22 protein-coding genes are annotated in these 24,350 nt (G+C 70.3%); 17 read left to right on the plus strand and 5 right to left on the minus strand.

The window, feature by feature from the left end:
• Positions 1–4 precede the first annotated feature (4 nt).
• From IZR02_RS07100 to IZR02_RS07110, 3 genes are read right to left on the minus strand one after another with little or no spacing between them, the layout of a single operon-like run.
• Positions 5–1,243, minus strand: a complete 1,239-nt coding sequence (locus IZR02_RS07100; protein ID WP_025103256.1) for an MFS transporter — start codon at positions 1,241–1,243, stop codon at positions 5–7.
• Entirely contained in the window at positions 1,240–1,677 is a 438-nt protein-coding gene (locus tag IZR02_RS07105) for a MarR family winged helix-turn-helix transcriptional regulator (RefSeq protein WP_025103257.1), read from the minus strand. The genes IZR02_RS07100 and IZR02_RS07105 overlap by 4 nt, the downstream gene beginning before the upstream one ends.
• Before the next feature lie 35 nt (positions 1,678–1,712).
• Positions 1,713–2,501: an IclR family transcriptional regulator gene (locus IZR02_RS07110; RefSeq protein WP_025103258.1), complete on the minus strand. Its 789-nt coding sequence runs from the start codon at positions 2,499–2,501 to the stop codon at positions 1,713–1,715.
• A gap of 103 nt (positions 2,502–2,604) precedes the next feature.
• Here IZR02_RS07110 and IZR02_RS07115 point away from each other — a divergent pair, with 103 nt between their 5' ends.
• Genes IZR02_RS07115 through IZR02_RS07125 form a run of 3 tightly spaced genes read left to right on the plus strand, consistent with a single transcriptional unit; the run spans position 2,605 to position 5,225 of the window.
• Complete coding sequence (locus tag IZR02_RS07115; protein WP_025103259.1) at positions 2,605–3,378, plus strand: CoA transferase subunit A; 774 nt, start codon at positions 2,605–2,607, stop codon at positions 3,376–3,378.
• 1 nt (position 3,379) lies between these two features.
• Positions 3,380–4,048 (plus strand): CoA transferase subunit B, encoded by a 669-nt coding sequence (locus tag IZR02_RS07120; RefSeq protein WP_025103260.1) that lies wholly within the window; start codon positions 3,380–3,382, stop codon positions 4,046–4,048.
• The gene (locus IZR02_RS07125; protein WP_025103261.1) at positions 4,041–5,225 is read left to right on the plus strand and encodes an acetyl-CoA C-acetyltransferase; all 1,185 of its coding nucleotides are present in this window, start codon (positions 4,041–4,043) and stop codon (positions 5,223–5,225) included. Before IZR02_RS07120 ends, IZR02_RS07125 begins: the two co-directional genes overlap by 8 nt.
• Positions 5,226–5,246: 21 nt before the next feature.
• On the opposite strand, the gene IZR02_RS07130 is transcribed toward IZR02_RS07125, so the two are convergent.
• On the minus strand, positions 5,247–5,546 hold the full coding sequence (locus IZR02_RS07130) for a hypothetical protein (RefSeq protein WP_025103262.1): 300 nt from the start codon (positions 5,544–5,546) through the stop codon (positions 5,247–5,249).
• A gap of 207 nt (positions 5,547–5,753) precedes the next feature.
• Here IZR02_RS07130 and IZR02_RS07135 point away from each other — a divergent pair, with 207 nt between their 5' ends.
• The 8 genes from IZR02_RS07135 to IZR02_RS07170 all read left to right on the plus strand — a co-directional run bounded on the left by IZR02_RS07135 (position 5,754) and on the right by IZR02_RS07170 (position 15,889).
• The gene (locus IZR02_RS07135) at positions 5,754–7,010 is read left to right on the plus strand and encodes an MFS transporter (protein ID WP_025103263.1); all 1,257 of its coding nucleotides are present in this window, start codon (positions 5,754–5,756) and stop codon (positions 7,008–7,010) included.
• 65 nt (positions 7,011–7,075) lie between these two features.
• Positions 7,076–8,482, plus strand: coding sequence for an alpha,alpha-trehalose-phosphate synthase (UDP-forming) (locus tag IZR02_RS07140; RefSeq protein ID WP_025103264.1), 1,407 nt, complete (start codon positions 7,076–7,078; stop codon positions 8,480–8,482).
• 42 nt (positions 8,483–8,524) lie between these two features.
• Positions 8,525–9,322: a trehalose-phosphatase gene (gene otsB / locus IZR02_RS07145; protein WP_025103265.1), complete on the plus strand. Its 798-nt coding sequence runs from the start codon at positions 8,525–8,527 to the stop codon at positions 9,320–9,322.
• Positions 9,323–9,331: 9 nt separating this feature from the next.
• The gene (gene ilvD, locus IZR02_RS07150; protein WP_025103266.1) at positions 9,332–11,050 is read left to right on the plus strand and encodes a dihydroxy-acid dehydratase; all 1,719 of its coding nucleotides are present in this window, start codon (positions 9,332–9,334) and stop codon (positions 11,048–11,050) included.
• A gap of 70 nt (positions 11,051–11,120) precedes the next feature.
• Positions 11,121–12,920, plus strand: a complete 1,800-nt coding sequence (locus IZR02_RS07155; protein ID WP_025103267.1) for an acetolactate synthase large subunit — start codon at positions 11,121–11,123, stop codon at positions 12,918–12,920.
• 3 nt (positions 12,921–12,923) lie between these two features.
• Positions 12,924–13,433 carry an acetolactate synthase small subunit gene (ilvN, locus tag IZR02_RS07160; protein WP_025103268.1) on the plus strand — a complete coding sequence of 170 codons (510 nt, stop codon included), beginning with the start codon at positions 12,924–12,926 and terminating at the stop codon, positions 13,431–13,433.
• 59 nt (positions 13,434–13,492) lie between these two features.
• On the plus strand, positions 13,493–14,521 hold the full coding sequence (gene ilvC / locus IZR02_RS07165; protein WP_025103269.1) for a ketol-acid reductoisomerase: 1,029 nt from the start codon (positions 13,493–13,495) through the stop codon (positions 14,519–14,521).
• A 102-nt stretch (positions 14,522–14,623) separates the two neighbouring features.
• Positions 14,624–15,889, plus strand: coding sequence for an alpha-L-fucosidase (locus IZR02_RS07170; RefSeq protein ID WP_025103270.1), 1,266 nt, complete (start codon positions 14,624–14,626; stop codon positions 15,887–15,889).
• A 19-nt stretch (positions 15,890–15,908) separates the two neighbouring features.
• Here IZR02_RS07170 and IZR02_RS07175 read toward each other — a convergent pair whose 3' ends face one another.
• Complete coding sequence (locus IZR02_RS07175; RefSeq protein ID WP_025103271.1) at positions 15,909–17,060, minus strand: ROK family transcriptional regulator; 1,152 nt, start codon at positions 17,058–17,060, stop codon at positions 15,909–15,911.
• 199 nt (positions 17,061–17,259) lie between these two features.
• Here IZR02_RS07175 and IZR02_RS07180 point away from each other — a divergent pair, with 199 nt between their 5' ends.
• From IZR02_RS07180 to IZR02_RS07205, 6 genes are all read left to right on the plus strand, one after another.
• Positions 17,260–18,519, plus strand: coding sequence for an ABC transporter substrate-binding protein (locus IZR02_RS07180; protein ID WP_025103272.1), 1,260 nt, complete (start codon positions 17,260–17,262; stop codon positions 18,517–18,519).
• A gap of 43 nt (positions 18,520–18,562) precedes the next feature.
• Positions 18,563–19,468, plus strand: coding sequence for a carbohydrate ABC transporter permease (locus IZR02_RS07185; protein WP_025103273.1), 906 nt, complete (start codon positions 18,563–18,565; stop codon positions 19,466–19,468).
• Entirely contained in the window at positions 19,458–20,372 is a 915-nt protein-coding gene (locus tag IZR02_RS07190) for a carbohydrate ABC transporter permease (protein ID WP_025103274.1), read from the plus strand. Before IZR02_RS07185 ends, IZR02_RS07190 begins: the two co-directional genes overlap by 11 nt.
• Positions 20,369–21,343 carry an ROK family protein gene (locus tag IZR02_RS07195; protein WP_081811553.1) on the plus strand — a complete coding sequence of 325 codons (975 nt, stop codon included), beginning with the start codon at positions 20,369–20,371 and terminating at the stop codon, positions 21,341–21,343. Before IZR02_RS07190 ends, IZR02_RS07195 begins: the two co-directional genes overlap by 4 nt.
• 65 nt (positions 21,344–21,408) lie before the next feature.
• Complete coding sequence (locus IZR02_RS07200; RefSeq protein WP_302183168.1) at positions 21,409–22,956, plus strand: M81 family metallopeptidase; 1,548 nt, start codon at positions 21,409–21,411, stop codon at positions 22,954–22,956.
• On the plus strand, positions 22,953–24,302 hold the full coding sequence (locus IZR02_RS07205) for an alpha-L-fucosidase (RefSeq protein ID WP_025103277.1): 1,350 nt from the start codon (positions 22,953–22,955) through the stop codon (positions 24,300–24,302). Before IZR02_RS07200 ends, IZR02_RS07205 begins: the two co-directional genes overlap by 4 nt.
• Positions 24,303–24,350: the final 48 nt, after the last annotated feature.

Genomic DNA, 24,350 nt, shown 5'->3' on the forward strand with positions numbered 1-24,350 from the left:
CAGGTCAGCCGGCGTCACCGACGAGGATCGCCGCCGCGTCCTCGGCGGTCGCATCAGCCGGCTCGTCGTCGATGTGCGCGAGGACCTTCCGGCCGAGGAGGATCGTCAGCGCGGCCAGCAGGACGGCGGCGGCGGCGAAGAGGTACGGCACGGTGGCGCTGAACAGGTGCCACAGCAGGGCGGCGATCGGCGGGGCCATCGCGCCGCCGAGGAAGCGGACTGCGGAGTAGGCCGAGGAGGCGACGGAGCGGGGGAGGTCTGTCGCCTCCATGACGGCTTCGGTCAGCACGGTGTTCATGATGCCGAGGAGCAGACCGCCGACGATGATGCACACGACGAGAGCGGCCGGTTCGGCGACCACGAGTCCCGCGACCACGAGATCGACGGCGAGCAGGGGCAGCACGGTGAGGATCACGTGCGTCCGCGGCATCCGGCGCATCAGCACCGGCGCGACCCACACGCTGGTGATCGCGAGGGCGACACCCCAGCCGAAGAAGGTCAGGCCGATGCCCATCGCGCCGAAGCCCAGGGGGAAGGGCGAGAACGCGAGCAGCACGAAGAAGCCGATGTTGTAGAACAGGGCGGCCACGGCGAGGATCGCGAGCGCGGGACGGCGCAGGGCCGTGAAGGGGGCGGAGAACTTCACCGGCGTGCGCTTCTCGCCCGGACCCCGCAGCAGCACGAGCACGGCGATGAAGGCGATGGCCATCAGGGCCACGACGCCGAAGAACGGGCCGCGCCAGCTCTGCTCGCCGAGGATGCCGCCGAGCAGGGGACCCACGGCGATGCCGAGGCCGAGTGCCGCCTCATACAGCACGATGGCCGCGCTGCTGCCGCCGGATGCGGCGCCGACGATCGTGGCCAGCGCCGTCGAGATGAACAGCGCGTTGCCCAGCCCCCAGCCGGCACGGAAGCCGATGACCGCGTCGACGCTGCCGCTGATCGCGCAGAGGAAGGCGAACACGACGATCAGGCCGAGACCGACGAGGAGGGTCGCCTTGGCGCCGATCCGGCTGGAGATCCAGCTGGTGACGAGCATCGCGAGGCCGGTGACGAGGAGGTAGCTGGTGAACAGCAGTTCCGTCTCGACCGGCGTGGCCTCGAGGGACTCCGCGATGGCCGGGAGGATCGGATCGACGAGGCCGATGCCCATGAAAGCGACGACGCACGCGAAGGCGACGGCCCATACCTGGGCCGGCTGCCGCCAGACCGAGGGGGCGGGTGTAGCGGGGGCGGTGTTCAACGGATGTCTCCTGTCCGGTCGGCAGAGGTGCGGGCGGCGAGGATCTCGGCCGCACGGGTGAGGGCATGCCAGTCGTCGTCGTCGAGGTCGGCGAACCGCGGTGCGATCGTCTCCCGGAACTCGGAGCGCCAGGCGGCCAGGGCCGCCGTGCCGTCGGGGGTCGCGGCGACGACGGTGGCACGGGAATCGTCGGGGTCGGGGGAGCGGCGGACGAGGCCCTCGCGTTCGAGGGTGCCGAGCAACCGGGTCATCCCGGGCTGTGTCGTGCGGGCCGCCGCGGCGAGCTCGCCGACGCGACGGGGACCCGACTGGTCGAGCAGGCTGAGCACCCGCCATTGCGCGGCGGGCGCCTCGTTCCCCGCGTCCTGGGCGGCGATGCGACCCAGCGCGTAGCCCGAGAGCACGAGCGACGGGATGACCTCAGAGCGATTCATACCAGAAAGTATATACCGGCTGGTATGTATTAAGGTCACCGTCGGGCGTGCGCGATCCTCGCCGAGAGCTGATGCGCGTGAGCGAGGAGGATCCGGCCCAGCTCGGCCTGACGCTCCGGGCCGAAGCGGAAGGCGACACCGGTGAGGCTGAGCGCCCACTCCGGGCGTCCGGCGCGGTCGAACACCGCCGCGCCGAGGCCCCAGCTCCCCTCGACGATCAGGCCGGGGTTGACGGCGAACCCGCGTTCCTTCGTCTCGGCGAGGCGCTTCCGCAACGGGCGCTCGCCATGAGCGCGTCCCCAGTTCTCGACGAGCTCCGGATGGCGCTCCAGGTAGGCATCCACATCGTGGTCGGGGAGGAACGCGAGGATCGCGAGGCCGGCGCTCGCCACGCCGAGCGGGAAGCGCACCCCCTCGCTCAGCACGAACGAGCGGATGGGGAACGACCCCTCCTCGCGCAGCAGGCAGACCGTCTCGTCCGCGCGGCGGACGGAGAAGAACGCGCTCTCCTCAGTCTTCACGGCGAGCGACCGCACGATGTCCCGGGCCAGGGCCGTCACGTCGTATCGTGCGGCGGCCACGGATCCCATGAGGAAGAGCTCGGGTCCGGGCATCCAGCGCGTGCTGTCGGCGTCGCGGTCGACGAGTCCCTCCGCGCGGAGGGCGCTGAGCAGGCGATGCGCGGTGGGCCGGGAGAGGCCGGCGCTGCCGGCGAGTTCCTGCAGGGTGGCGCCGTCGGTGCCGGCGGCCGTCACCAGTCGCAGGAGCCGCGCTGCCCGCGCGACCGCCTGAGTGCCGGGGACCGGGTTCGTCGCAGTGTCCACATAGTGGACGCTAGTGGCGCGGGCGTCCACATCGCAAGAGGGCGCTGGTCATGGCTCCGCCGGGGCGGGAGGCTGGTGGGGACACGGAACCGAAGGAGCAGACGTGATCGACAAGCAATGGGAGTCCGCGGCGGCCGCGGTCGCCGACATCCCGGACGGCGCCTCGCTCGCGGTCGGAGGCTTCGGGCTCTCCGGGAACCCGATCGCCCTCATCGAGGCGCTCCTCGCCCAGGGCACGACAGACCTGAGCGTCGTCAGCAACAACTGCGGGGTGGACGACTGGGGCCTCGGCATCCTGCTCGCCGCGCAGCGCATCCGGAAGATGACGTCGTCGTACGTGGGGGAGAACAAGGAGTTCGAGCGGCAGTTCCTGTCCGGGGAGCTCGAGCTGGAGCTGACCCCGCAGGGCACGCTCGCCGAGAAGCTGCGGGCGGGAGGATCCGGAATCGCGGCGTTCTTCACCCAGACGGGCGTCGGCACCCAGGTGGCCGAGGGCGGTCTGCCTCGCCGGTACCACGCCGATGGCTCGATCGCGGTGGCCTCGCCGCGCAAGGACGTACGCACGTTCACGGTGCACGGCGAACCGCGCGAGTTCGTGCTGGAGGAGGCGATCACCACCGACTTCGCCCTGGTCCATGCGGTCCGCGGCGACCGGCACGGCAACCTCGTGTTCCGGAAGGCGGCGCGGAACTTCAACCCGCTCGCTGCGATGGCCGGGCGCGTGTGCATCGCGCAGGTGGAGCGGCTCGTCGAACCGGGAGAGCTCGACCCGGACGCGATCCACCTGCCCGGCGTCTTCGTGCACCGGATCGTCGAAGTCGGCGAGGACATCCCCCAGCGCATCGAGCGACGGACCGTCGCCGCGGAAGGAGCCTGACATGGCGCTCACGAGAGACCAGATGGCCGCGCGTGCGGCGGCCGAGCTGCCGGACGGCGCGTATGTGAACCTCGGCATCGGCCTGCCCACGCTCGTGCCGAACCACGTCCCGTCCGACGTGACCGTGGTGCTGCAGTCGGAGAACGGCATCCTCGGGGTCGGGCCCTATCCGCGGGAGGACGAGGTCGACCCGGATCTCATCAACGCGGGGAAGGAGACGGTGACCACGCTGCCCGGGGCGGCGTTCTTCGACTCCGCCCTCAGCTTCGGCATGATCCGCGGCGGGAAGATCGATGCCGCGATCCTCGGGGCGATGCAGGTCTCCGCCACGGGCGATCTCGCGAACTGGATGATCCCCGGCAAGATGGTCAAGGGCCCAGGGGGTGCGATGGACCTCGTGCACGGCGCCGGACGGGTGATCGTGCTGATGGAGCACGTCGCCAAGGACGGCTCGGCGAAGATCGTCGACGCGTGCACGCTGCCGTTGACCGGACGCGGCGTCGTGGACCGGATCATCACGGACCTCGCGGTGATCGACGTGACGCCGGACGGGCTCGTCCTGGTCGAGCTCGCGCCCGACGTCTCGGTGGAGCAAGTGCGGCAGGCCACGGAGCCGCCTCTCCGCCTCGCCCCGGAACTGGACAACGGAAGGACCGAGATCAATGAGTGAGAACGATGTCGTCATCGTCGCCGCGGCGCGCACCCCGCAGGGGCGGCTGAAAGGACAGCTCGCCGCCTTCACCGCGCCGCAGCTCGGATCGTTCGCGATCCGCGGTGCGCTGGAGCAGGGCGGGGTGGACCCGGCAGACGTCGATGCGGTCATCGTGGGGCAGGTGCTCGCCGCGGGGTCGGGACAGAACGCCGCCCGTCAGGCCGCCATCGGCGCCGGGATCGGCTGGGACGTCCCCGCCCACTCCGTGAACAAGGTGTGCCTGTCCGGTCTCACGGCCGTGATCGACGCGGCGCGCATGATCCGGACCGGGGACGCCGAGGTCGTCGTCGCCGCTGGCATGGAGTCCATGACCCGCGCACCGCACCTGCTCATGGGATCGCGCGATGGCTGGACCTACGGCACCGTCGAGGTCCTCGACCACATGGCCTACGACGGGCTGACGGACGCCTACGACCGGGAGAGCATGGGCGCGTCCACTGAGCGGCACAACGCGCGCTACGAACTCACCCGGGAGGCCCAGGACCAGGTCGCCGCGCTCTCGCATCAGCGGGCCGCCGCCGCGCAGGAGAGCGGTGTGCTCGACGCGGAGATCGTCGCCGTCGAGGTGCCGCAGCGCCGGGGCGAACCCGTGCGGGTGACCCGAGACGAGGGGGTGCGCCCCGAGACCACGGTGGAGACCCTCGCGGGACTGCGCGCCGCCTTCGCCGAGGGCGGCTCGATCACGGCGGGCAACTCATCCCAGATCTCGGACGGCGCCTCCGCCGTCGTCGTCACGACTCGCGGGACGGCCGAGGCCAAGGGCTGGCCGGTGCTCGTGACCGTCGGGGCGAGCGGCCAGACCGCCGGCCCGGACAACTCGCTCCAGGCGCAGCCGGCGCGGGCGATCGAGCAGGCATGCCGGAAACAGGGCATCACGCCGCAGGACCTCGACCTCGTGGAGATCAACGAGGCGTTCGGGGCCGTCGTGGCCCGCTCGCAGACCGAGCTCGGGCTGGACGGGGAGATCGTCAACGTGCACGGCGGCGGCATCGCGATCGGTCATCCGATCGGTGCCTCCGGCAACCGCCTCGTGGTGCACGTCGCGCACGAGCTGGCCCGCCGGGGAGGCGGAACCGCGGCGGTCGGCCTGTGCGGCGGCGGCGGTCAGGGCGAGGCACTCATCCTCACCCGGTGACGCGGGAGGCGCGGGGGTGCGTCAGGACCGCTTGTCCTGGGCGTGCCCCTGCGCGTCGGCGAGGGCCTTCTGCGAACGGAACTGCAGACGCTGCGCCTTCTTGGACTTCTTCACCGACTGCGGGGAGTCCGCGTCCACCGGCACGCCGTGGCGCTCACGGCGCATGTCGACGACCGCGCCGACCGCGAGCGCCATGGTGATGCCCCAGCTCACCCACGACAGGAGCGAGCGCCAGGTGATGGGTTCGTTGCGGGTGCCGCGCAGCAGCGAGATCCCAGCCGAGATCGCGGCGACGAGTCCGGTGCTGAAGAGGTAGCGCATGCCCCTACGGTACCCGCAGGGAGCGCACGCGGGTCGGTGGCTTGACAAGGCGGGGGAGCGACTGGCAGGGCATGCGTCCTGAGGCACCGGATATCATGGGAGGGTCGCGGTTCGCCCGCGGCCGCAGAAACCGTGTATCTACCGGCCGTCGGCATCTCCGGCGGACAGCGGCGGCACCCGACATCGCGTCGTCGACGCGCGAGAGCCATGACACACGCCAGCACCACGCCCGATATCGCCGAGCCGAGCCTCTTCCGCCTCGCCGGCCTGCCCTACTTCCTCATCGCGTTCATCGCGCGTCTGCCCTTCGCCATGATGGTGGTCGGCGTGCTGACCGTCGTCGTGTCGGCGCGGGAATCCCTGTCGCTCGGCGGGCTCACGTCCGCTGCGGTCGGTCTCGGCACCGCCTGCTTCGGCCCGCTCCTGGGCGCCGCCGCCGACCGCTTCGGCCAGCGCACGGTCCTCCTCGCGCTCGCCGTGGGCAACGCGGCGATGCTCCTGCTCTTCACCGCGGTGGTCTACGGTCCGGCCGCCGACGGCTTCGTGCTCCTCACCGCGATCGGCATCGGTGCGACGGCTCCGCAGGTGGCGCCGCTCTCGCGCTCCCGTCTGGTCACGATCATCGGCGAGCGGATGCCGGCGGAGCGCCGCGCCCGCACCGTCTCCGGCACGATGGCGTACGAGTCGGCCGCCGACGAGACCGTCTTCGTGTTCGGTCCTTTCCTCGTGGGCGTCCTCGCCTCGGCACTCGCACCCTGGGCCCCGCTGGTCGGCGCCGCCGTGCTGACCCTGGTGTTCGTCGGGGCCTTCGCGCTGCACCCGAGCGGACGGCATGTCTCGCAGGACCGCACCGAGGACGGTCGGGCGCCCTCCGCCGTTTCCGAGCTGTTCCGGCCGCAGCTCCTCATCGTCGTCCTCGGCATCCTCGGCGTCGGCATCTTCTTCGGAACCATGCTCACCTCGCTCACGTCGCTCATGGCCGACCTCGGCGCCCCGGAGCAGGCGGGCCTGCTGTACGGCGTGATGGGCGTCGGCTCCGCGCTGCTGGCCCTGGGTGTCGCGTGGCTCCCCGCGCGGTTCTCGCTCCGGGCGCGATGGCTCGTCTTCTCCGGAGTCCTCCTCGCCGGCTCGCTGCTGCTCGGCATCGTCGACTCGCCGGCGGGGATGATGCTCGCCCTGGCCATCATGGGCATCGGCATCGGCCCGACCCTCGTCACCCAGTACAGCTTCGGAGCGGCGCGGAGCCCCCGTGGCCGATCGGCGACGGTGATGACGATGCTCGGCTCCGGCGTGATCGTCGGCCAGTCGATCGGCGCCGCGGTGGCGGGGGAGGTCGCGGAGAGTCTCGGCACGTCGGCCGCCCTCGTGCTTCCGATGATCGCGGCCGGCATCGCGTTCGCGGCGGGTCTCGCCAACTGGGCCCTCAGCGGTCTGCACCGCGGAACGTCCGCTGTCAAGGCCTGAGCGCGGACCAGCGGTCGGCGCTCATCCTCGGTAGGTTGGAAGCTCCTGGACCGAGGAGTGCCCCTGTGACCGCTGCTGATTTCGTCGTCGTCGCCAACCGCCTCCCGGTGGACCGGGTCGTGGGGCCCGACGGCGAGGAGACCTGGCGGACGTCGCCCGGCGGCCTCGTCGCCGCCCTCGAGCCGATGATGCGCCGCGTGCACGGCGCCTGGGTCGGCTGGCCCGGTCAGCCGGACGTGGAGCTCGAGGCCTTCGACGCCGACGGGATCCATCTCATCCCGGTGTCGCTGAGCTCCGAGGAGGTCGCGGACTACTACGAGGGCTTCGCCAACGACACGATCTGGCCGCTCTACCACGACGTCATCGCCCCGCCGCAGTACCACCGTGAGTGGTGGGAGGCGTATGTGCGGGTCAACCGCCGGTTCGCCGAGGCCGCCGCGGCCGCCGCCGCTGAGGACGGCACCGTCTGGGTCCACGACTACCAGCTCCAGCTGGTGCCCCAGATGGTCCGCGAGCTGCGCCCCGACGTCACGATCGGCTACTTCCACCACATCCCGTTCCCCGCGCACGGCCTCTACGCGCAGCTTCCGTGGCGCGACCAGGTCCTCCGCGGACTGCTCGGCGCCGACGTCATCGGCTTCCAGCGGGCGCAGGACGCGACCTACTTCCTCACCGCGGTGCGACGCCGGCTGCGCTACGAGGTGAAGGGGCCGAACATCACGGTCCCGGAGCAGGGCGGCTCGCGGACGGCGATCGCCAAGGCGTTCCCGATCTCCATCGACACCGCCCCGTACCTCGAACTCGCCGCGCGGGAGGACGTCCGGGCGCGGGCCGCGGAGATCCGCGCGAGCCTCGGCAACCCGAAGCGCATCCTCCTCGGCGTCGACCGCTTGGACTACACCAAGGGCATCGGGCACCGGATCAAGGCCTACGGCGAGCTCCTCGAAGACGGCCGCCTCGATGTGGAGGACGTCACGCTCATCCAGGTGGCGAGCCCGAGCCGGGAGCGGGTGGACGCCTATGCGCACCTCCGGGACGAGATCGAGCTCGCGGTGGCCCGCATCAACGGCGACCACGACACGGTCGGCCACTCCGCCATCCGCTACCTGCATCAGGGGTACCCGCGCGAGGAGATGGTCGCCCTGTACCTCGCGGCGGACGTCATGCTCGTGACGGCGCTGCGCGACGGCATGAACCTCGTCGCGAAGGAGTACATCGCCACGCGGACGGACAACCGCGGCGTGCTGGTGCTCAGCGAGTTCACCGGCGCGGCGGACGAGCTCCGTCAGGCCGTGCGCGTCAACCCGCACGACATCGCCGGGCTCAAGGACGCGATCATGGAGGCCGTGGAGATGTCGCCCGCCGAGCAGGGACGCCGCATGCGGTCCCTGCGCCGACGTGTTCTCGACAACGACGTGAACGCCTGGTCGTCGTCCTTCCTCGAGGCCCTCGCGGACGTCCGCAGCCGCTGACCGCCTTCCTGCACCCCCTACTTCCTCTCGATCGGAGACACCGTGACGCGCCCCTGGATCCCCGGAACCGCCGACGCCGACCTCACCGCCCTCGCGACGACGCCGCGCCTGGTGGTCGCCCTCGACTTCGACGGCACCGCCTCCCCGCTCGTCGTGGACCCCATGGCCGCGCGGGCGCTTCCCGAGGTGGCCGTGCAGATGAATCGCCTCGCTGCGATGCCCGACACCGTGGTCGCCTACGTCTCCGGGCGCAGCATGCACGACCTCCGGGAGATCACCGAGCACACCGACGACTCCGTCGTGGTGCTCGCCGGCTCCCACGGCGCGCAGTACTGGTTCCCCGGCGAGGGGGCCGCCGACGCGCCGGGCGATGCGACCGAGACCGGGGCGCGGGAGGAGCTGTGGGCGGCCGCGCAGCCGATCATCGACCGCTACGAGGGGGCGGAGCTGGAGCCCAAGACCTTCGGCATGGGCGTGCACACCCGCCGCGCGGACCGGGACACCGAGGAGAAGGTCTTCGCCGAGATCGACGCCCTCGTCGCCGAACGCTTCCCGCACTGGCGGCGGCGCGCCGGTCACCGGGTGCTGGAGTTCTCGTCGCGGAACGAGGGCAAGGACGCCGCGATGATCGCCCTCCGGGAGCGCTTCGACGCGACGGGCATCCTCTTCGCCGGCGACGACGTGACCGACGAGGATGCGATGCGCGTGCTGCAGGAGGGCGACCTCGGCGTGCGCGTCGGACCAGGGGAGAGCGCCGCGACCCTCCGTGTGGACTCCCCACAACAGATCGCCGCGCTTCTGGAGACGCTCGCGAACGAGAGGGCCGTCGCGCAGGAATAGACTCTCGTCATGTCCTCGCATGATCCCTCCGCCAGCGCGCCCATCGACATCAAGCCCCGCAGTCGCGTCGTCACCGACGGCATCGAGGCCACGACCTCCCGCGGCATGCTCCGCGCCGTCGGCATGGGGGATGCCGACTGGGACAAGCCGCAGATCGGCATCGCGTCCAGCTGGAACGAGATCACGCCCTGCAACCTGAGCCTCGACCGGCTCGCGCAGGGCGCGAAGGAGGGCGTGCACTCCGGCGGCGGGTACCCGCTGCAGTTCGGAACCATCTCCGTCTCGGACGGCATCTCGATGGGCCATGAGGGGATGCACTTCTCGCTCGTGTCCCGCGAGGTCATCGCCGACTCGGTCGAGACCGTGATGATGGCCGAGCGCCTCGACGGCTCCGTCCTCCTCGCCGGCTGCGACAAGTCCATCCCCGGCATGCTCATGGCCAGCGCGCGCCTCGACCTGTCGAGCGTCTTCCTCTACGCCGGGTCGATCGCACCGGGCTGGGTCAAGCTCTCCGACGGCACCGAGAAGGACGTCACGATCATCGACTCGTTCGAGGCGGTCGGTGCCTGCCGTGCCGGCCTCATGAGCGAGGAGGACCTCAAGCGCATCGAGTGCGCCATCGCTCCTGGTGAGGGCGCGTGCGGCGGCATGTACACGGCCAACACCATGGCCTCCGTCGCGGAGGCGCTCGGGCTCAGCCTCCCGGGCTCCGCCGCGCCGCCCGCCGCCGACCGCCGTCGCGACTACTTCGCGCACCGCTCGGGCGAGGCGGTCGTGAACCTGCTCCGCCAGGGGATCACGACGCGCGACATCCTCACCAAGGAGGCGTTCGAGAACGCGATCGCCCTCGCGATGGCCCTCGGCGGCTCGACCAACGTCGTCCTCCACCTCCTCGCGATCGCCCGCGAGGCGGAGGTCGAGCTGAGCCTGCACGACTTCAACCGCATCGGCGACAAGGTCCCGCACGTGGCCGACATGAAGCCGTTCGGCAAGTACGTCATGAACGACGTCGACCGGCACGGCGGCATCCCCGTGATCATGAAGGCGATGCTCGATGAAGGGCTGCTGCACGGCGACGCGCTCACCGTCACCGGCAAGACGCTCGCCGAGAACCTCGCCGAGCTCGACCCGCAGCCGATCGACGGCGAGGTCATCCACACGTTCGACAATCCCATCCACGCCACCGGCGGACTCACGATCCTGCACGGATCGCTCGCGCCGGAGGGTGCCGTCGTCAAGACCGCCGGCTTCGACGCTGCCGTCTTCGAGGGTCCCGCGCGGGTCTTCGAGCGGGAGCGCGCCGCCATGGACGCGGTCGCCGAGGGCAGCATCGAGCCGGGGACGGTCATCGTCATCCGGTACGAGGGCCCCAAGGGCGGACCGGGCATGCGCGAGATGCTCGCCATCACCGCGGCCATCAAGGGCGCGGGGCTCGGAAAAGATGTACTACTCTTGACGGACGGACGATTCTCAGGCGGCACAACCGGCCTGTGCATCGGCCACATAGCACCCGAAGCGGTGGACGCAGGTCCTATCGCCTTCGTGCGCGATGGTGATCTGATACGGGTCGATATCGCAGCTCGCTCTCTCGATCTACTCATCGACGAGGCAGAGCTCGCCTCCCGCCGCTCTGGCTGGGAGCCGCTTCCCCCGCGCTACACCCGAGGCGTTCTTGCCAAGTACTCGCGCCTCGTGCGGTCCGCCGCCGAGGGCGCGACGACCGGCTGATCCATCGACCGGCTCAGCAACCGCTCGATCGGAGCGCCGGTGTCCCGCACAGTTCATCAGAAGGAAAGTCATGACTGCTGACTCCGTCTCGGCCGTGCCGAGGCCGCCCGCCCGCCCATCCGCTCCGGAGATCACCGGTGCGGAGGCCGTCGTCCGCTCGCTCGAGCTTCTCGGCGTCACGGACGTCTTCGGCCTTCCCGGCGGCGCGATCCTCCCGGTCTACGACCCGCTCATGGACGCCTCGCAGCTCCGCCACATCCTCGTGCGGCACGAGCAGGGCGCGGGCCACGCGGCCGAGGGCTACGCGTCCGCATCCGGCAAGGTCGGCGTGTGCATCGCCACCTCCGGTCCCGGAGCGACCAACCTCGTCACGGCGATCGCCGACGCCTACATGGACTCGGTGCCGCTGCTGGCGATCACCGGTCAGGTGTTCTCGACGCTGATGGGCACGGATGCGTTCCAGGAGGCCGACATCGTGGGGATCACGATGCCGATCACGAAGCACTCGTTCCTGGTGAAGGACGCCGCGGACATCCCCGGCGCCATCGCCGCGGCCTACGAGATCGCCGGCACCGGGCGCCCCGGTCCGGTGCTCGTGGACATCACCAAGGATGCGCAGCAGGCGACGGCACCGTTCGTGTGGCCGCCGAAGATCGACCTCCCCGGGTACCGACCGGTGACCAAGGCGCACGGCAAGCAGATCCAGGCGGCCGCCGCCCTCCTCGCGGAGGCGAAGAAGCCGGTGCTGTACGTGGGCGGAGGCGTCGTCCGCGGCCGGGCCGCGGCCGAGCTGCTCGAGCTCGCCGAGTCGACCGGCGCGCCCGTCGTGACGACGCTGATGGCGCGCGGCGCGTTCCCGGACTCGCACCCGCAGCACCTGGGCATGCCCGGCATGCACGGCACCGTTCCCGCCGTGCTCGCGCTGCAGGAGGCCGACCTCCTCGTCTCGCTCGGCGCCCGGTTCGACGATCGCGTCACCGGCAAGGCCGCGCTGTTCGCGCCGCACGCGAAGGTCGTGCACGTCGACATCGATCCGGCGGAGATCTCCAAGATCCGCACGGCCGACGTGCCGATCGTGGGCGACGTGCGCGACGTGCTCACCGACCTCGACGCCGCCTTCCGCGGAGCGACGGCCGACGCGAAGCCCGACATCGAGGAGTGGTGGTCGTACCTCGACGGGCTCCGGAACGAGTTCCCGCTCGGGTACGCGCCGACGACCGACGGTCTGCTCGCCCCGCAGTACGTGATCCAGCGCATCGGCGAGCTCACCGGTCCGGAGGGCATCTTCGCCTCCGGTGTGGGGCAGCACCAGATGTGGGCCGCGCAGTTCATCAAGTACGAGCGTCCGAACGCCTGGCTGAACTCCGGCGGAGCGGGCACGATGGGCTACTCGGTGCCGGCGGCCATGGGCGCCAAGGTCGCGGAGCCGGAGCGCCAGGTCTGGGCGATCGACGGCGACGGCTGCTTCCAGATGACCAATCAGGAGCTCGCCACCTGTGCGATCAACAACATCCCGATCAAGGTCGCGATCATCAACAACTCGTCGCTGGGCATGGTCCGGCAGTGGCAGACGCTCTTCTACGACGGCCGTCATTCCAACACCGACCTGAACACCGGGCACGGCACGATCCGCATCCCCGACTTCGTGAAGCTCGCGGAGGCGTACGGCTGCCTCGCGATCCGCGTGGAGAAGGAGGAGGAGGTCGACGCCGCCATCCAGCTCGCGCTGGAGACGAACGACCGCCCCGTGGTGATCGACTTCGTCGTGAGTGCCGACTCCATGGTGTGGCCGATGGTGCCGCAGGGGGTCAGCAACAGCTATGTCCAGTACGCGCGCGACCACGCGCCCGCGTTCGACGAGGAGGACTGAGCCATGTCGACCCACGTCCTGAGCCTGCTGGTGGAGAACACCCCCGGCCTCCTGACCCGCGTCGCCGGCCTGTTCGCGCGCCGGGGCTTCAACATCGACTCCCTCGCCGTCGGCGTGACCGAGGTGCCGGGGATCTCCCGCATCACGGTCGTCGTCGACGTGGAGGAGCTGCCGCTCGAGCAGGTGACCAAGCAGCTCAACAAGCTGATCAACGTCATCAAGATCGTCGAGCTGGACCCGGCGTCGTCCGTGCAGCGCGAGCACATGCTCGTGAAGGTGCGCACGGACAACGCCAGCCGTTCGAACGTGATCGAGGTCGTCAACCTCTTCCGCGCCTCGGTCGTCGACTACGCCGCCGACGCCCTCGTGATCGAGGTCACCGGAGACAAGGGCAAGGTCGAGGCGCTGCTGCGCGCTCTGGAGCCCTTCGGCATCAAGGAGATCGCCCAGTCCGGCCTCCTCGCGATCGGCCGCGGCGGCAAGAGCATCACCGAGCGCGTCCTGCGCGGCTGACCCTTCGACAGACTCAGGGACCGCGCGTCCCGCACAACCACAACCAAGGAGAGAAACCAGTGAGCACCGAGATCTTCTACGACGACGACGCCGACCTGTCCCTGATCCAGGGCAAGAAGGTCGCCATCGTCGGCTACGGCTCGCAGGGCCACGCCCACGCCCAGAACCTGCGCGACTCGGGTGTCGAGGTCGCGATCGCCCTCAAGGAGGGCTCGAAGTCCGCCGCGAAGGCCGAGGAGGCCGGCTTCCCCGTGAAGACCGTCGCCGAGGCGACCGAGTGGGCCGACGTCATCATGATCCTCGCGCCGGACCAGCACCAGCGCACGATCTACAGCGAGTCGATCGCCCCGAACCTGACGGCGGGCAAGACCCTGGCGTTCGCGCACGGCTTCAACATCCGCTTCGGCTACATCGACGCTCCCGAGGGTGTCGACGTGATCCTCGTCGCGCCGAAGGCTCCCGGCCACACCGTGCGCCGCGAGTTCGTCGCCGGTCGCGGCATCCCGGACATCATCGCCGTCGAGCGCGACGCGTCCGGCCAGGCCTGGGACCTCGCGCTCTCGTACGCGAAGGCGATCGGCGGCACCCGCGCCGGCGTCATCAAGACGACCTTCACCGAGGAGACCGAGACCGACCTGTTCGGCGAGCAGGCCGTGCTCTGCGGTGGCATGAGCCACCTGGTGCAGGCGGGCTTCGAGACCCTCGTCGAGGCGGGCTACCAGCCGCAGATCGCCTACTTCGAGGTGCTGCACGAGCTCAAGCTCATCGTCGACCTCATGTGGGAGGGCGGCATCGCCAAGCAGCGCTGGTCGATCTCCGACACCGCCGAGTTCGGCGACTACGTCTCCGGTCCGCGCGTGATCGACGAGCGCGTCAAGGAGAGCATGAAGGGCGTCCTGTCCGACATCCAGTCCGGTGCGTTCGCGAAGCGCTTCATCGAGGACCAGGACAACGGGGCCGAGGAGTTCCTCGCCCTCCGCGCCAAGGAGGAGCAGCACCCCATCGAGGCGACCGGCAAGGAGCTGCGTTCGCTCTTCGCCTGGAAGCAGCAGGACGAGGACTACGTCGACGGCAGCGCCGCGCGCTGATTCGACTCGCGAACGAACGGGCGTTCCTCCGGGGGCGCCCGTTCGGCGTTCGGTACGGCATTCAGCGGCGCAGACATCGGATGTCTGTGCCAGGATGGACGCATGCGACAGGAATGGTTTGATGACGCCCGCTTCGGCATGTTCGTCCACTTCGGCCTCTACAGCGGGGCCGCGCGGCACGAGTGGGTGCAGAACTACGAACGCCTCACCGACGAGGAGTACCGCCCCTACTTCGACAACTTCGACCCCGACCTCTTCGATGCCGCGGCCCTGGCGAAGACCGCCAAGGAGACAGGGATGGGTTACGTCGTGCTCACGACGAAGCACCACGACGGCTTCTGCCTCTGGGACTCGAAGCTGACCGACTTCACCTCCGTCACGGCGGTCGGGCGGGACCTCGTGCGCGAGTACGTCGACGCTCTCCGTGCCGAGGGCATCCGTGTCGGCCTCTACCACTCGGTCATCGACTGGCATCACCCCGATTTCACGGTGGACTGGAACCACCCCCGACGTGACGACGAGAACGCGCACGCCCTGAACGAGGGGCGTGACATGGCCCGCTACCGGGAGTACCTGCACGGTCAGGTCCGCGAGCTGCTCACCGAGTACGGCGACATCGACTACCTGTTCTTCGACTTCACCTACCCGGAGTCCAAGGACGGCTGGGAGGGCAAGGGGCCGCAGGACTGGGACGCCGAGGCGCTGCTCGCGCTGTGCCGTGAGCTGCAGCCGGAGATGCTCGTCAACGACCGGCTCGGCATCCCCGCGGACTTCGTGACGCCCGAGCAGTACCAGCCGACGGCTCCGATCGTCCGCGACGGGTTGCCCCTCGTATGGGAGGCGTGCCAGACGCTCAACGGCTCCTGGGGCTATCACCGGGACAACACCGACCAGAAGTCGCCGGTGCTGCTCGTGCAGATGCTCGTCGACTCGGTGTCGATGGGCGGCAACATGCTGCTCAACATCGGTCCGGACGGGCGCGGGGCGATCGCGCCCCGGGACGCGGCGACCCTCGCCGAGATCGGGGAGTGGATGCGGCTCCACGACCGCGCCGTGATCGGGGCCGGCCACGCGCCGTTCACGCCGCCCCGAGAGGGCGTGTACACGCTCCGCGGCGACCGGCTCTACCTGAGCCTGTTCAGCTGGCCGCTGGGCTTCGTGCATCTGCCCGGTCTTGCGGGCAAGGTCTCGTATGCGCGCCTGCTGAACGACGGGTCCTGGCTGCGCACGAGCGTCAGCGACCCGGACCAGCAGGCCGACCTGATGACGCCGGCGGGCGAGGCCGAGGGGACGCTCACGGTGCACCTCCCGGTACGCCGTCCCGACGTGCTGATGCCGGTCATCGAGCTGCGGCTGACGGGGGAGTGAGGCCGTCGGTGGCGACGGCTCAGGCCGTCGCCACCGGGATCTCCATGCCCTCCAGCGCGAGGCGCGCGGCGCCGTGCAGGATCGCGTCCGCGCCGGTGGCCGCAGCCTCGATCCGCAGGCGCTGGGTCGCGAGCGGGTGGCAGGCCTCGTAGACCCGGCTGCGCACCGCGGCGATGAACGGCTCGGAGGCGCTCATGCTCCCGGTGAGGAAGAGGGCGTGCGGGTTGAAGAAGTTCACGACCCCGGAGAGCGCCTGACCCAGGTGGGTCCCGGCGGTGCGGACGAGCGTCGTCGCCAGCGGGTCCGCGTCCCGTGCCAGTGTCAGCACGTCGGCCGTGGTGCGGACGTCGGTGTTGCCGCGCTCGCGCATCTGGCGGACGAGGCTCGCGCCGCTGGCCACAGTCTCCAGGCAGCCGGTGTTGCCGCAGGAGCAGGGGATGTCCCCGCTGCCGTCGATCCGCGTGTGCGTGATGTCGCCGGCCGCAGCGGTGGCCCCGCGGTGGATGTGGCCGTCCACGATGATCCCGCTGCCGATCGCGGTGCCCGCCTTGACGGTGATGCTGTGCTGGGTGTGCCCGAGCTGGCGACGGTGCTCGCCGAGGGCGGCGAGATTCGCGTCGTTGTCGACGACGACGGGGACGCCGTGGCGCTCCGCGAGGTGCTCGCCGACGCGGAATCCGGGCCACCCCGGCATCCGCGAGGGCTGATCCACGGAGCCGGTCGCGACGTCGACGGGGCCGGGCAGGCTCACGCCGATCGCGTGGACCCGCGTCTCGGCGAGCAGGCGCTCGAACACCTCCGACACTCTCTCCAGCGTGGCCTCCGGGCCGTCCGCGACGTCGATCGCGATGGTCTCCGAGTGGAGCAGGCCGCCGCTGAGGTCGTGCCGCCCGATGCGGGCATGGCGCCCGCCGAGATCGGCGGACAGCACGATGCCGTCGCCGGCGATCCGGAGCACGCGCGGCCGTCGTCCGCCGCGGGAGGTGCCGGCCCCGGCCTCCTCCAGCACGCCCGCATCGAGAAGCGCCTGCACGCGCAGGCCGACGGTGGAGGCGGCCACGCCGAGAGCGGAGGCGAGCTCCGAGCGGGAGCGGGCCTGACCGCGCGCGACGAAGTCGAGGATGCGCCGGGTGTGCGGATCGTCGACGGGGGTGTCGGCGGGGTTCGTCATGGAGGCCCTTCGTCTCGGAGCATCGTCAGCGTAGCGGGGGTGTCGCATGTTTCGGGGGAGTGACGAATTATCACCACCCTATAAACATCGGATGTTCAGCTTGCGGCACCTTGCGAACTATGACAGCGTAACTTCATACGAAATCCTAATTGGTTAGTTCGAGTCTCGAAATAACCGTTCCCTTCTCAGGAGGCATTCAATGAAGAAGTTGCGTGTGGGGGCTGTCGCCGCTGTCGCGGGCGTGGCCGTGGCGATGACCGGCTGTGCGAGCAGCGGGGGATCCGGAGGCTCGGCCGACGGCGACACCATCGTCGTGGACATGTGGGCCGGCAGCGAGTCGGACGTCGACGCGCTGGAGGCGCAGATCGAGTTCGCGCAGAAGCAGAACCCGGACATCAAGATCAAGCTGCAGACTTCGCCGTGGAGCGACTTCTTCACGAAGCTCACCACCAACATGGCCAGCGGCAACATGGCCTGCATCACCGGCATGAGCGGTGCGCAGCTCGGCGGCTACACGGCGGGCTTCCGTCAGCTGAGCGACGAGGACCTCGAGACCGCCGGCATCGACTGGTCGGAGTTCAACCCGAGCGCGGACGGCATCCTCAGCTTCGAGGGCAAGGTCTACGGCGTGCCGTTCGACGTCGCCACCATGCTCGTCTACTACAACCAGGACATGCTGACGGCCACCGGCGCCGCGACTCCGGAGATCGGCTGGACGTTCGACGACTTCGCCACGATCGCGGCCGACGCCACGAAGGACGGCAAGTACGGCTTTGGCATGGGCATGGGCGGCTACCAGTGGATGTCGATGCCGATCGCCTACTCCGCCACGCAGCCCGCCTCCGAGGACGGCACACTGCACATCGACGACGAGGACTTCGTCGACGCGGCGTCCTGGTACGCCGGCCTGGTCACCGAGAAGAAGGTCGCGGCTCCGGTCGCCTCCGCGTCGGACACCGGCTGGGGCGAGAACCAGTACACGGGCGGCAACGCGGCGATGGCCGTCGACGGCACCTGGAACGCGGTCAGCTACCTCAACAACGAGTCCGGCTTCGCCGCCGGCATGGTGCCGCTGCCCGCCGGCGTGGACGGCAACCCCGGCCCGATCCTCGGCTCCGGCTACGGCATCGCCGAGAACTGCAAGAACCCGGAGGCCGCGCTGAAGGTGCTCGGCTCCCTCGTCGGCGAGGACGCGCAGGACTACATCGCCTCGTCCGGCCGCTCCTACCCGGCCCGCACCTCGTCGCAGCCGCTGTACTTCGAGTCGATCGACGAGCAGTACCGGGACCAGGTCCAGTCGGTGTTCGAGGCCGCGTTCGGCGACACGGTGCCGCTCTACATGACCAAGAACTGGCAGAAGCTCGACAGCTACATCCAGCCCAACCTCGTCAGCGTCTACAACGGCCAGATGACGATGGAGGAGCTGCTGTCGAACGCCCAGGCGCAGTTCGGCGAGTGAGCCGGATCCGGCCCGCACAGCAGTAACAGAGAGAGACGACGAGATGACGATCACGACGAGACGTCGAGGATCGCTCGCCAAGGTCGAGGGCCGCCAGGCGCTGGGTTTCGCAAGCCCGGCCCTGGTGGGCCTCGCCCTGTTCACGATCGTGCCCGTGGGGCTGTCGATCGTGATGAGCGTGTTCGACTGGCCGACCTTCGGCGAACGCACCTTCAACGGGGTGGACAACTACGTCAAGCTGTTCACCAGCAGCCCGGACTTCTGGCCCGCGCTGCGGAACTCGGCCGTGTACACGCTGCTGTACGTGCCGTTGAGTGTCGCTCTCTCGCTCGTGCTCGCCCTCGGACTCGGCCCCCGCATCCGCGGCCGCGGTGCCCTGCGCGTCCTCTTCTTCATCCCCGTCGTGACCCCGATGGTCGCGAACGTCCTGGTGTGGAAGATGATGCTGCAGCCCCAGGGGCTCTTCAACGGCCTCTCGGTCACCTGGTTCGGCATCGAGCTGCCAAACTTCCTCGCCGACCCCAACTGGGCGATGATCATGGTCGTCGTCATGAGCGTCTGGCAGGGTCTCGGCTACAACATGCTGATCTTCTCGGCAGCCCTCGAGCAGCTCCCGGAGAGCGTGCTGGAGGCCGCCAGCATCGATGGTGCGCAGGGGTTCCGGCGGGTCTGGAGCATCATCATCCCGATGATCTCGCCGTCGATCTTCTTCGCGACGATCATGACGATGATCACCTCGCTCCAGGTCTTCGTCCAGCCGCAGATGCTCACCGGAGGCGGCCCCGGCAACGCCACCAAGCCGCTCGTGATGTACATCTGGGAGCAGGGCTTCACGTTCGGCGACCTCGGGCTCGCCGCCGCCGCCGCATGGATCCTCTTCGCGATCATCATCGCGATCACGGGCATCCAGTTCGCCGCACAGAAGAAGTGGGTGCACTATGAGCACTGAGACCCTCGTCCGGCCCACCGGCACCGCCCCGCGGCGTCAGCGCGAGCGGGAGCGGGCCCGCGGAGCGGCGACAACGCCCGGCGCGCGTGCCCGGCTGATCCTCGCGCACGTCACCATCTACGTCGCGGCGCTCATCTTCATCGCGCCGCTCGTCTACGCGTTCTTCTCGGCCCTCAAGCCGAACTCGGAGATGTTCTCGATGCCGCCGACCCTGGTGGGCTCCGAGATCCGCTGGAGCAACTTCGTCGACGTCTTCGCCTACGGACCGTTCCTGACGTACATCATGAACTCGTTCATCGTGGCGATCGGCGGCACCCTGGTCGTGCTGGTGGTGTCGACCACGGCCGGATACGCGTTCGGGCGCCTGCGGTGGAAGGGCAGGGACGCGGTGTTCGTCCTCTTCCTCGCCACGCTGATGGTGCCCGCCGAGGTGCTCGTCATCCCCATGTTCCAGGTCATGCAGTGGTTCAACTGGGTCGACACCTATCAGGCGCTCATCCTGCCCTTCGCGTTCGGCGCCTTCGGCACGTTCCTGATGCGGCAGTTCTTCCGCGGCATCCCCTACGAACTGGAGGAGGCGGCCCGTGTCGACGGCGCAGGTCCCGTCCGGTCGTTCCTGCAGATCATCCTGCCGCTGTCGAAGTCCGCGGTCGCCGTGCTCGCGGTCTTCACGTTCCTCTCGTTCTGGAACAGCTACCTCTGGCCCCTCATCGTCACCGTCGACTACAACGCGCATGGCACGCTGCCCGTCGGTCTGGCGAGCTTCGCCGGCCTCACCGGCACCCGCTGGGACCTGCAGATGGCCGCCGCCATCATCTCGATGATCCCCACCACCCTGCTCGTCATCGTGCTGCAGAAGCACCTGGTCAAGGGCATCGCGATGGCCGGGCTGGGCGGACGATGAGCGCGGTCGGGCAGCAGACGGACGACCCTCGACGAACCACCACGGGCCTCGCGGCCGACCTGGCGCTGGCGGGGGTGGACATCGGGGGCACGAAGATCGCCGCCCTCGTCGTGGACGCCTTCGGAGCCGTCCTCGCACGCGGAAGCGTGCCGGCGCCCGCGAGCGTCGGCGGCGCGGCGATGGCGGATGCGGCGGCCGGTCTCGTCGCGCGGCTCGCGGCCGAGGCCGGTGTCACGGTCGCCGCGGTGGGGGTGGGTGCCGCGGGGGTCATCGACCACGAGAGCGGCACCATCCGCGCCGCGTCCGCCCTGTTCGCGGACTGGGCGGGTTTCCCGCTCGGCCCGGAGCTGGCGCAGCGCCTCGGCGTCCCGGTGCGGGTGGAGAACGACGTGAACGCCTTCCTCCTCGGTGAAGCCGCCGCGGCGGGTCCGAGCGTGCCCGATGTGCTCGGTGTGATGCTCGGCACGGGCGTCGGCGGCGCGCTGGTCATCGGCGGGGAGCTGCACCACGGCCCGCACGGCGCGGCCGGGGAGATCGGGCACACGCCCGGCTACAGCGACCTCGTCTGCACCTGCGGGCAGACCGGCCACCTGGAGACCCTGGCCTCCGGGACGTCGATCGCCCGGCGCTTCGCGGAGCGCACCGGGCGCTCGGTGAACGATGCCAGGGAGGTCGCGGAGGCCGCCAGGGCCGGCGACGCCGACGCCCGCGCGGTGTTCGACGCCGCCGGACGTGCGCTCGCTCTCGCCTGCGCCAGTGCGGCGACGCTCCTCGACCTGCCGACCGCCATCGTCGGCGGCGGGGTCACGGCGGCCTGGGACCTCCTGGCGCCGTCGATCGAGCGAACCCTTCGCACCGACGCCCCGGTGTCCGGCATCGCGCTGCGCATCGTCCCCGCCGTCCTGGGCGCTGACGCCGTCGCGCTCGGCGCCATCGAGAGCGCCCGGCGCGCCCTCGCCCCCGTTTCCTGACCACGACTGCGACCGCAGAGGAGAACAGCACCGTGACCGCACGCCCGGAAGCCCACGAGATCTGGATGGGTCCGCTGCCGCCGCTCGCCGAGGGCGGGCTCGCGCGGCCCCGGATCGGCATCGGCGGCATCTCCATCGAGTCGAGCACCTTCTCCCCGCACATCTCCGGGGACGAGGCCTTCACGATCCGGACCGGCGACGCGTTGCGGGCGTACTACCCGTTCCTCGATGCCGGGCGTGAGCTCGCCGAGGCCGCGGAGTGGGTCCCGCTCACCCACGGCCGGTCGCTGCCCGGCGGCGCCGTGGACCCGGACACCTATCAGCGGATGAAGGATGCGCTCGTCGAGGGGATCCGCGCGCAGGGGCCGTTCGACGGCTTCTTCTTCGACATCCACGGCGCGATGAGCGTCGTCGGGATGGACGATGCCGAGGGCGATCTGGCCCTCGCGGTGCGCTCGGCGTTGGGGGCGGACACCCTCGTCTCCACGTCGATGGACCTGCACGGGAACGTGTCGGAGACGCTGCGCGACGCGGTGGATCTGCTCACCTGCTATCGCATGGCCCCGCACGAGGATTGGCTGAACACGAAGGAGCGAGCGGTGTGGAACCTGCTCGACCGTCTCCGTGGCCCGCACGGCGGCGACGTGCAGGCGCGGCGGCCCTTCACCGCCTGGGTGCCCGTTCCGGTGCTGCTACCGGGGGAGAAGACGAGTACGCGGCTGGAACCCGCGCAGAGCATCTATGCCGAGCTCCCCGGGATCGAGGCCCTGCCCGGTGTCGTCGACGCCTCGGTGTGGATCGGCTACGCGTGGGCGGACGAGCCGCGCTGCCAGGCCTACGTCGTGGTCACCGGCGACGACCGGGAGGTCATCGCCCGGGAGGCGGAGCGCGTGGCCCGGATGTTCTGGGAGGCGCGGGAGGACTTCGTCTTCGTCGCGAAGACCGGAAGCCTCGACGACGCACTGGAGGAGGCTCTGGCGTCCGGAGCCCCGCGTCCGTACGTGATCTCCGACTCCGGGGATAACCCGACGGCCGGGGGAGCGGGCGATGTGACCTGGACCCTCGCCCAGCTGCTCCAGCGACCCGAGCTCACCGACGGGACGCACACGACGCTGGTCGCCTCGATCTTCGATCCGCGGGCCGTCGCCGAAGCCGTGGAGGCGGGCGTCGGTGCGACGGTCACGCTGTCCGCCGGAGCTGCGGTCGACTCCGGGCCCCACGGACCGGTCGAGATCACCGGCACGGTGTTCTCCGTCACCGACGGCGACCCGGACGCCGGCACCCAGGTGGTGATCGCTGTCGGCGGGCTGCACGCCATCGTGACCGCGCGCCGCAAGCCCTTCCACCATCTCTCCGACTTCCGGATGCTGGGGCTCGAGCCGACGACGGCCGACGTCGTGGTCGTGAAGATCGGCTATCTGGAGCCGGAGCTGTACGAGCTGGCGGCGGGATGGACGCTGGCGCTCACCCCGGGCGGGGTGGACCAGGACCTGCTCCGCCTCGGACACCATCGCTTGCGCCCCGGGGTGTTCCCGTTCGACACGACCGGCGACCCCGACCTGACCGCGGTGGTCGTGCGCCGCGGCGCCGAGGAGGAGGACACGGCATCATGATGAACTTCGAGAAGCGCACCGGCCCCGACTTCGGTGCGGCGGCCCCGGTCTACCCGGCGAACGGCGTGCCGGACTGGTACCGCGACGCCAAGCTCGGCTTCTTCGTGCACTGGGGCCTGTACTCCGTGCCGGCGTGGGCCGTGCAGCACGGGGAGGGCGTGAACATCCCCACCGAGGACGCCTATGCGTGGCACCAGTACGCGGAGTGGTACGGCAACACGGTCCGCATCCCGGGCAGCCCGACGTGGGAGCGCCACCAGCGCACCTACGGACCCGGGACCTCCTACGAGGACCTCGCCGACCGATGGGACGCCGCCGCGTTCGATGCCGACGCCTTCGTCGGCGAGCTCGTCGCGGCCGGGGCCCGCTATGTCGTGCCTACGACCAAGCACCACGAGGGGTTCTGTCTGTGGGACACCGCCACGACGGGATTCAACGCCGTCGCGCGCGGCCCTCGTCGCGACCTCATCTCCGAGTTCCACGACGCCACGCGGCGGGCCGGAGCCAGGTTCGGTGTGTACTACTCCGGAGCGCTCGACTGGCACGTGAGCGACTTCCCGCCGATCGAGTCGGACACCGACCTGTTCCGGTTCCGTCGCAACGACGCCCCCTTCTCCCGGTACGCCGCCGCGCAGCTCGAGGAGCTCGTGGAGCGGTTCGCGCCCGACGTGCTCTGGAACGACATCGAGTGGCCGGACGGCGGCAAGGGCACGGAGGACTACGCCGTGGCCGCACTGCTGCGGCGTTACTTCGACGCCGTCCCGGACGGCGTCGTCAACGACCGGTGGGGCGTGCCGTACCACGGCTTCCTCACCCGCGAATACACGGACATCCCGGACATCATCCCCGAGCCCTGGGAGTCGACCCGCGGGCTCGGCTACTCGTTCGGGTTCAACCAGGCGGAGGACGAGCGGCACTCGCTCTCCGGGGCGGCCCTGATCAGGCTCCTCGTCGACGTCGTCGCGAAGAACGGCAACCTGCTCATCAACGTGGGCCCCGCGGCGGACGGGTCCATTCCGGCGCTGCAGCGGAAGGCGATGCAGGAGCTCGGCGACTGGCTGGCCGTGAACGGCGCGGCGATCTACGGCACGCGGCCCTGGACGCGGATGGGGGAGCGGACGGGGGCTCCTCGTCGCTACACCACGTCGACGGATGCGGTGCACGTGCACGCGCTGGACCCGGCGGCAGGCGAGTTCGAGCTGCCGTCCGAGCTCGCGGGCGCTGCGCTGTCGTGGGCGGACGGGACTCCGGCCCAGACGTCCGCGGACGGCGGTTCGACCCGCATCGTGGTCCCGGCCGGACTCCGCGAGGCTCCGGTCGCCGTGCTCACCGCGCACGGCGCCTGACACAGGCGCCGCAGAAGGGCCCCCGTCGGTGATCCGACGGGGGCCCTT

Source organism: Microbacterium paraoxydans (assembly GCF_019056515.1).
In the GTDB taxonomy this organism is placed as follows: Bacteria; Actinomycetota; Actinomycetes; order Actinomycetales; family Microbacteriaceae; genus Microbacterium.

Bases quoted from the DNA above. Each gene is read 5' to 3' on its own strand.
- IZR02_RS07105 (WP_025103257.1), bottom strand. From the start codon at position 1,677: ATGAATCGCTCTGAGGTCATCCCGTCGCTCGTGCTCTCGGGCTACGCG.
- IZR02_RS07120 (WP_025103260.1), top strand. From the start codon at position 3,380: ATGGCGCTCACGAGAGACCAGATGGCCGCGCGTGCGGCGGCCGAGCTG.
- IZR02_RS07125 (WP_025103261.1), top strand. From the start codon at position 4,041: ATGAGTGAGAACGATGTCGTCATCGTCGCCGCGGCGCGCACCCCGCAG.
- IZR02_RS07130 (WP_025103262.1), bottom strand. From the start codon at position 5,546: ATGCGCTACCTCTTCAGCACCGGACTCGTCGCCGCGATCTCGGCTGGG.
- IZR02_RS07135 (WP_025103263.1), top strand. From the start codon at position 5,754: ATGACACACGCCAGCACCACGCCCGATATCGCCGAGCCGAGCCTCTTC.
- ilvD (WP_025103266.1), top strand. From the start codon at position 9,332: ATGTCCTCGCATGATCCCTCCGCCAGCGCGCCCATCGACATCAAGCCC.
- IZR02_RS07155 (WP_025103267.1), top strand. From the start codon at position 11,121: ATGACTGCTGACTCCGTCTCGGCCGTGCCGAGGCCGCCCGCCCGCCCA.
- ilvN (WP_025103268.1), top strand. From the start codon at position 12,924: ATGTCGACCCACGTCCTGAGCCTGCTGGTGGAGAACACCCCCGGCCTC.
- IZR02_RS07170 (WP_025103270.1), top strand. From the start codon at position 14,624: ATGCGACAGGAATGGTTTGATGACGCCCGCTTCGGCATGTTCGTCCAC.
- IZR02_RS07175 (WP_025103271.1), bottom strand. From the start codon at position 17,060: ATGACGAACCCCGCCGACACCCCCGTCGACGATCCGCACACCCGGCGC.
- IZR02_RS07180 (WP_025103272.1), top strand. From the start codon at position 17,260: ATGAAGAAGTTGCGTGTGGGGGCTGTCGCCGCTGTCGCGGGCGTGGCC.
- IZR02_RS07185 (WP_025103273.1), top strand. From the start codon at position 18,563: ATGACGATCACGACGAGACGTCGAGGATCGCTCGCCAAGGTCGAGGGC.
- IZR02_RS07190 (WP_025103274.1), top strand. From the start codon at position 19,458: ATGAGCACTGAGACCCTCGTCCGGCCCACCGGCACCGCCCCGCGGCGT.
- IZR02_RS07195 (WP_081811553.1), top strand. From the start codon at position 20,369: ATGAGCGCGGTCGGGCAGCAGACGGACGACCCTCGACGAACCACCACG.
- IZR02_RS07200 (WP_302183168.1), top strand. From the start codon at position 21,409: ATGGGTCCGCTGCCGCCGCTCGCCGAGGGCGGGCTCGCGCGGCCCCGG.
- IZR02_RS07205 (WP_025103277.1), top strand. From the start codon at position 22,953: ATGATGAACTTCGAGAAGCGCACCGGCCCCGACTTCGGTGCGGCGGCC.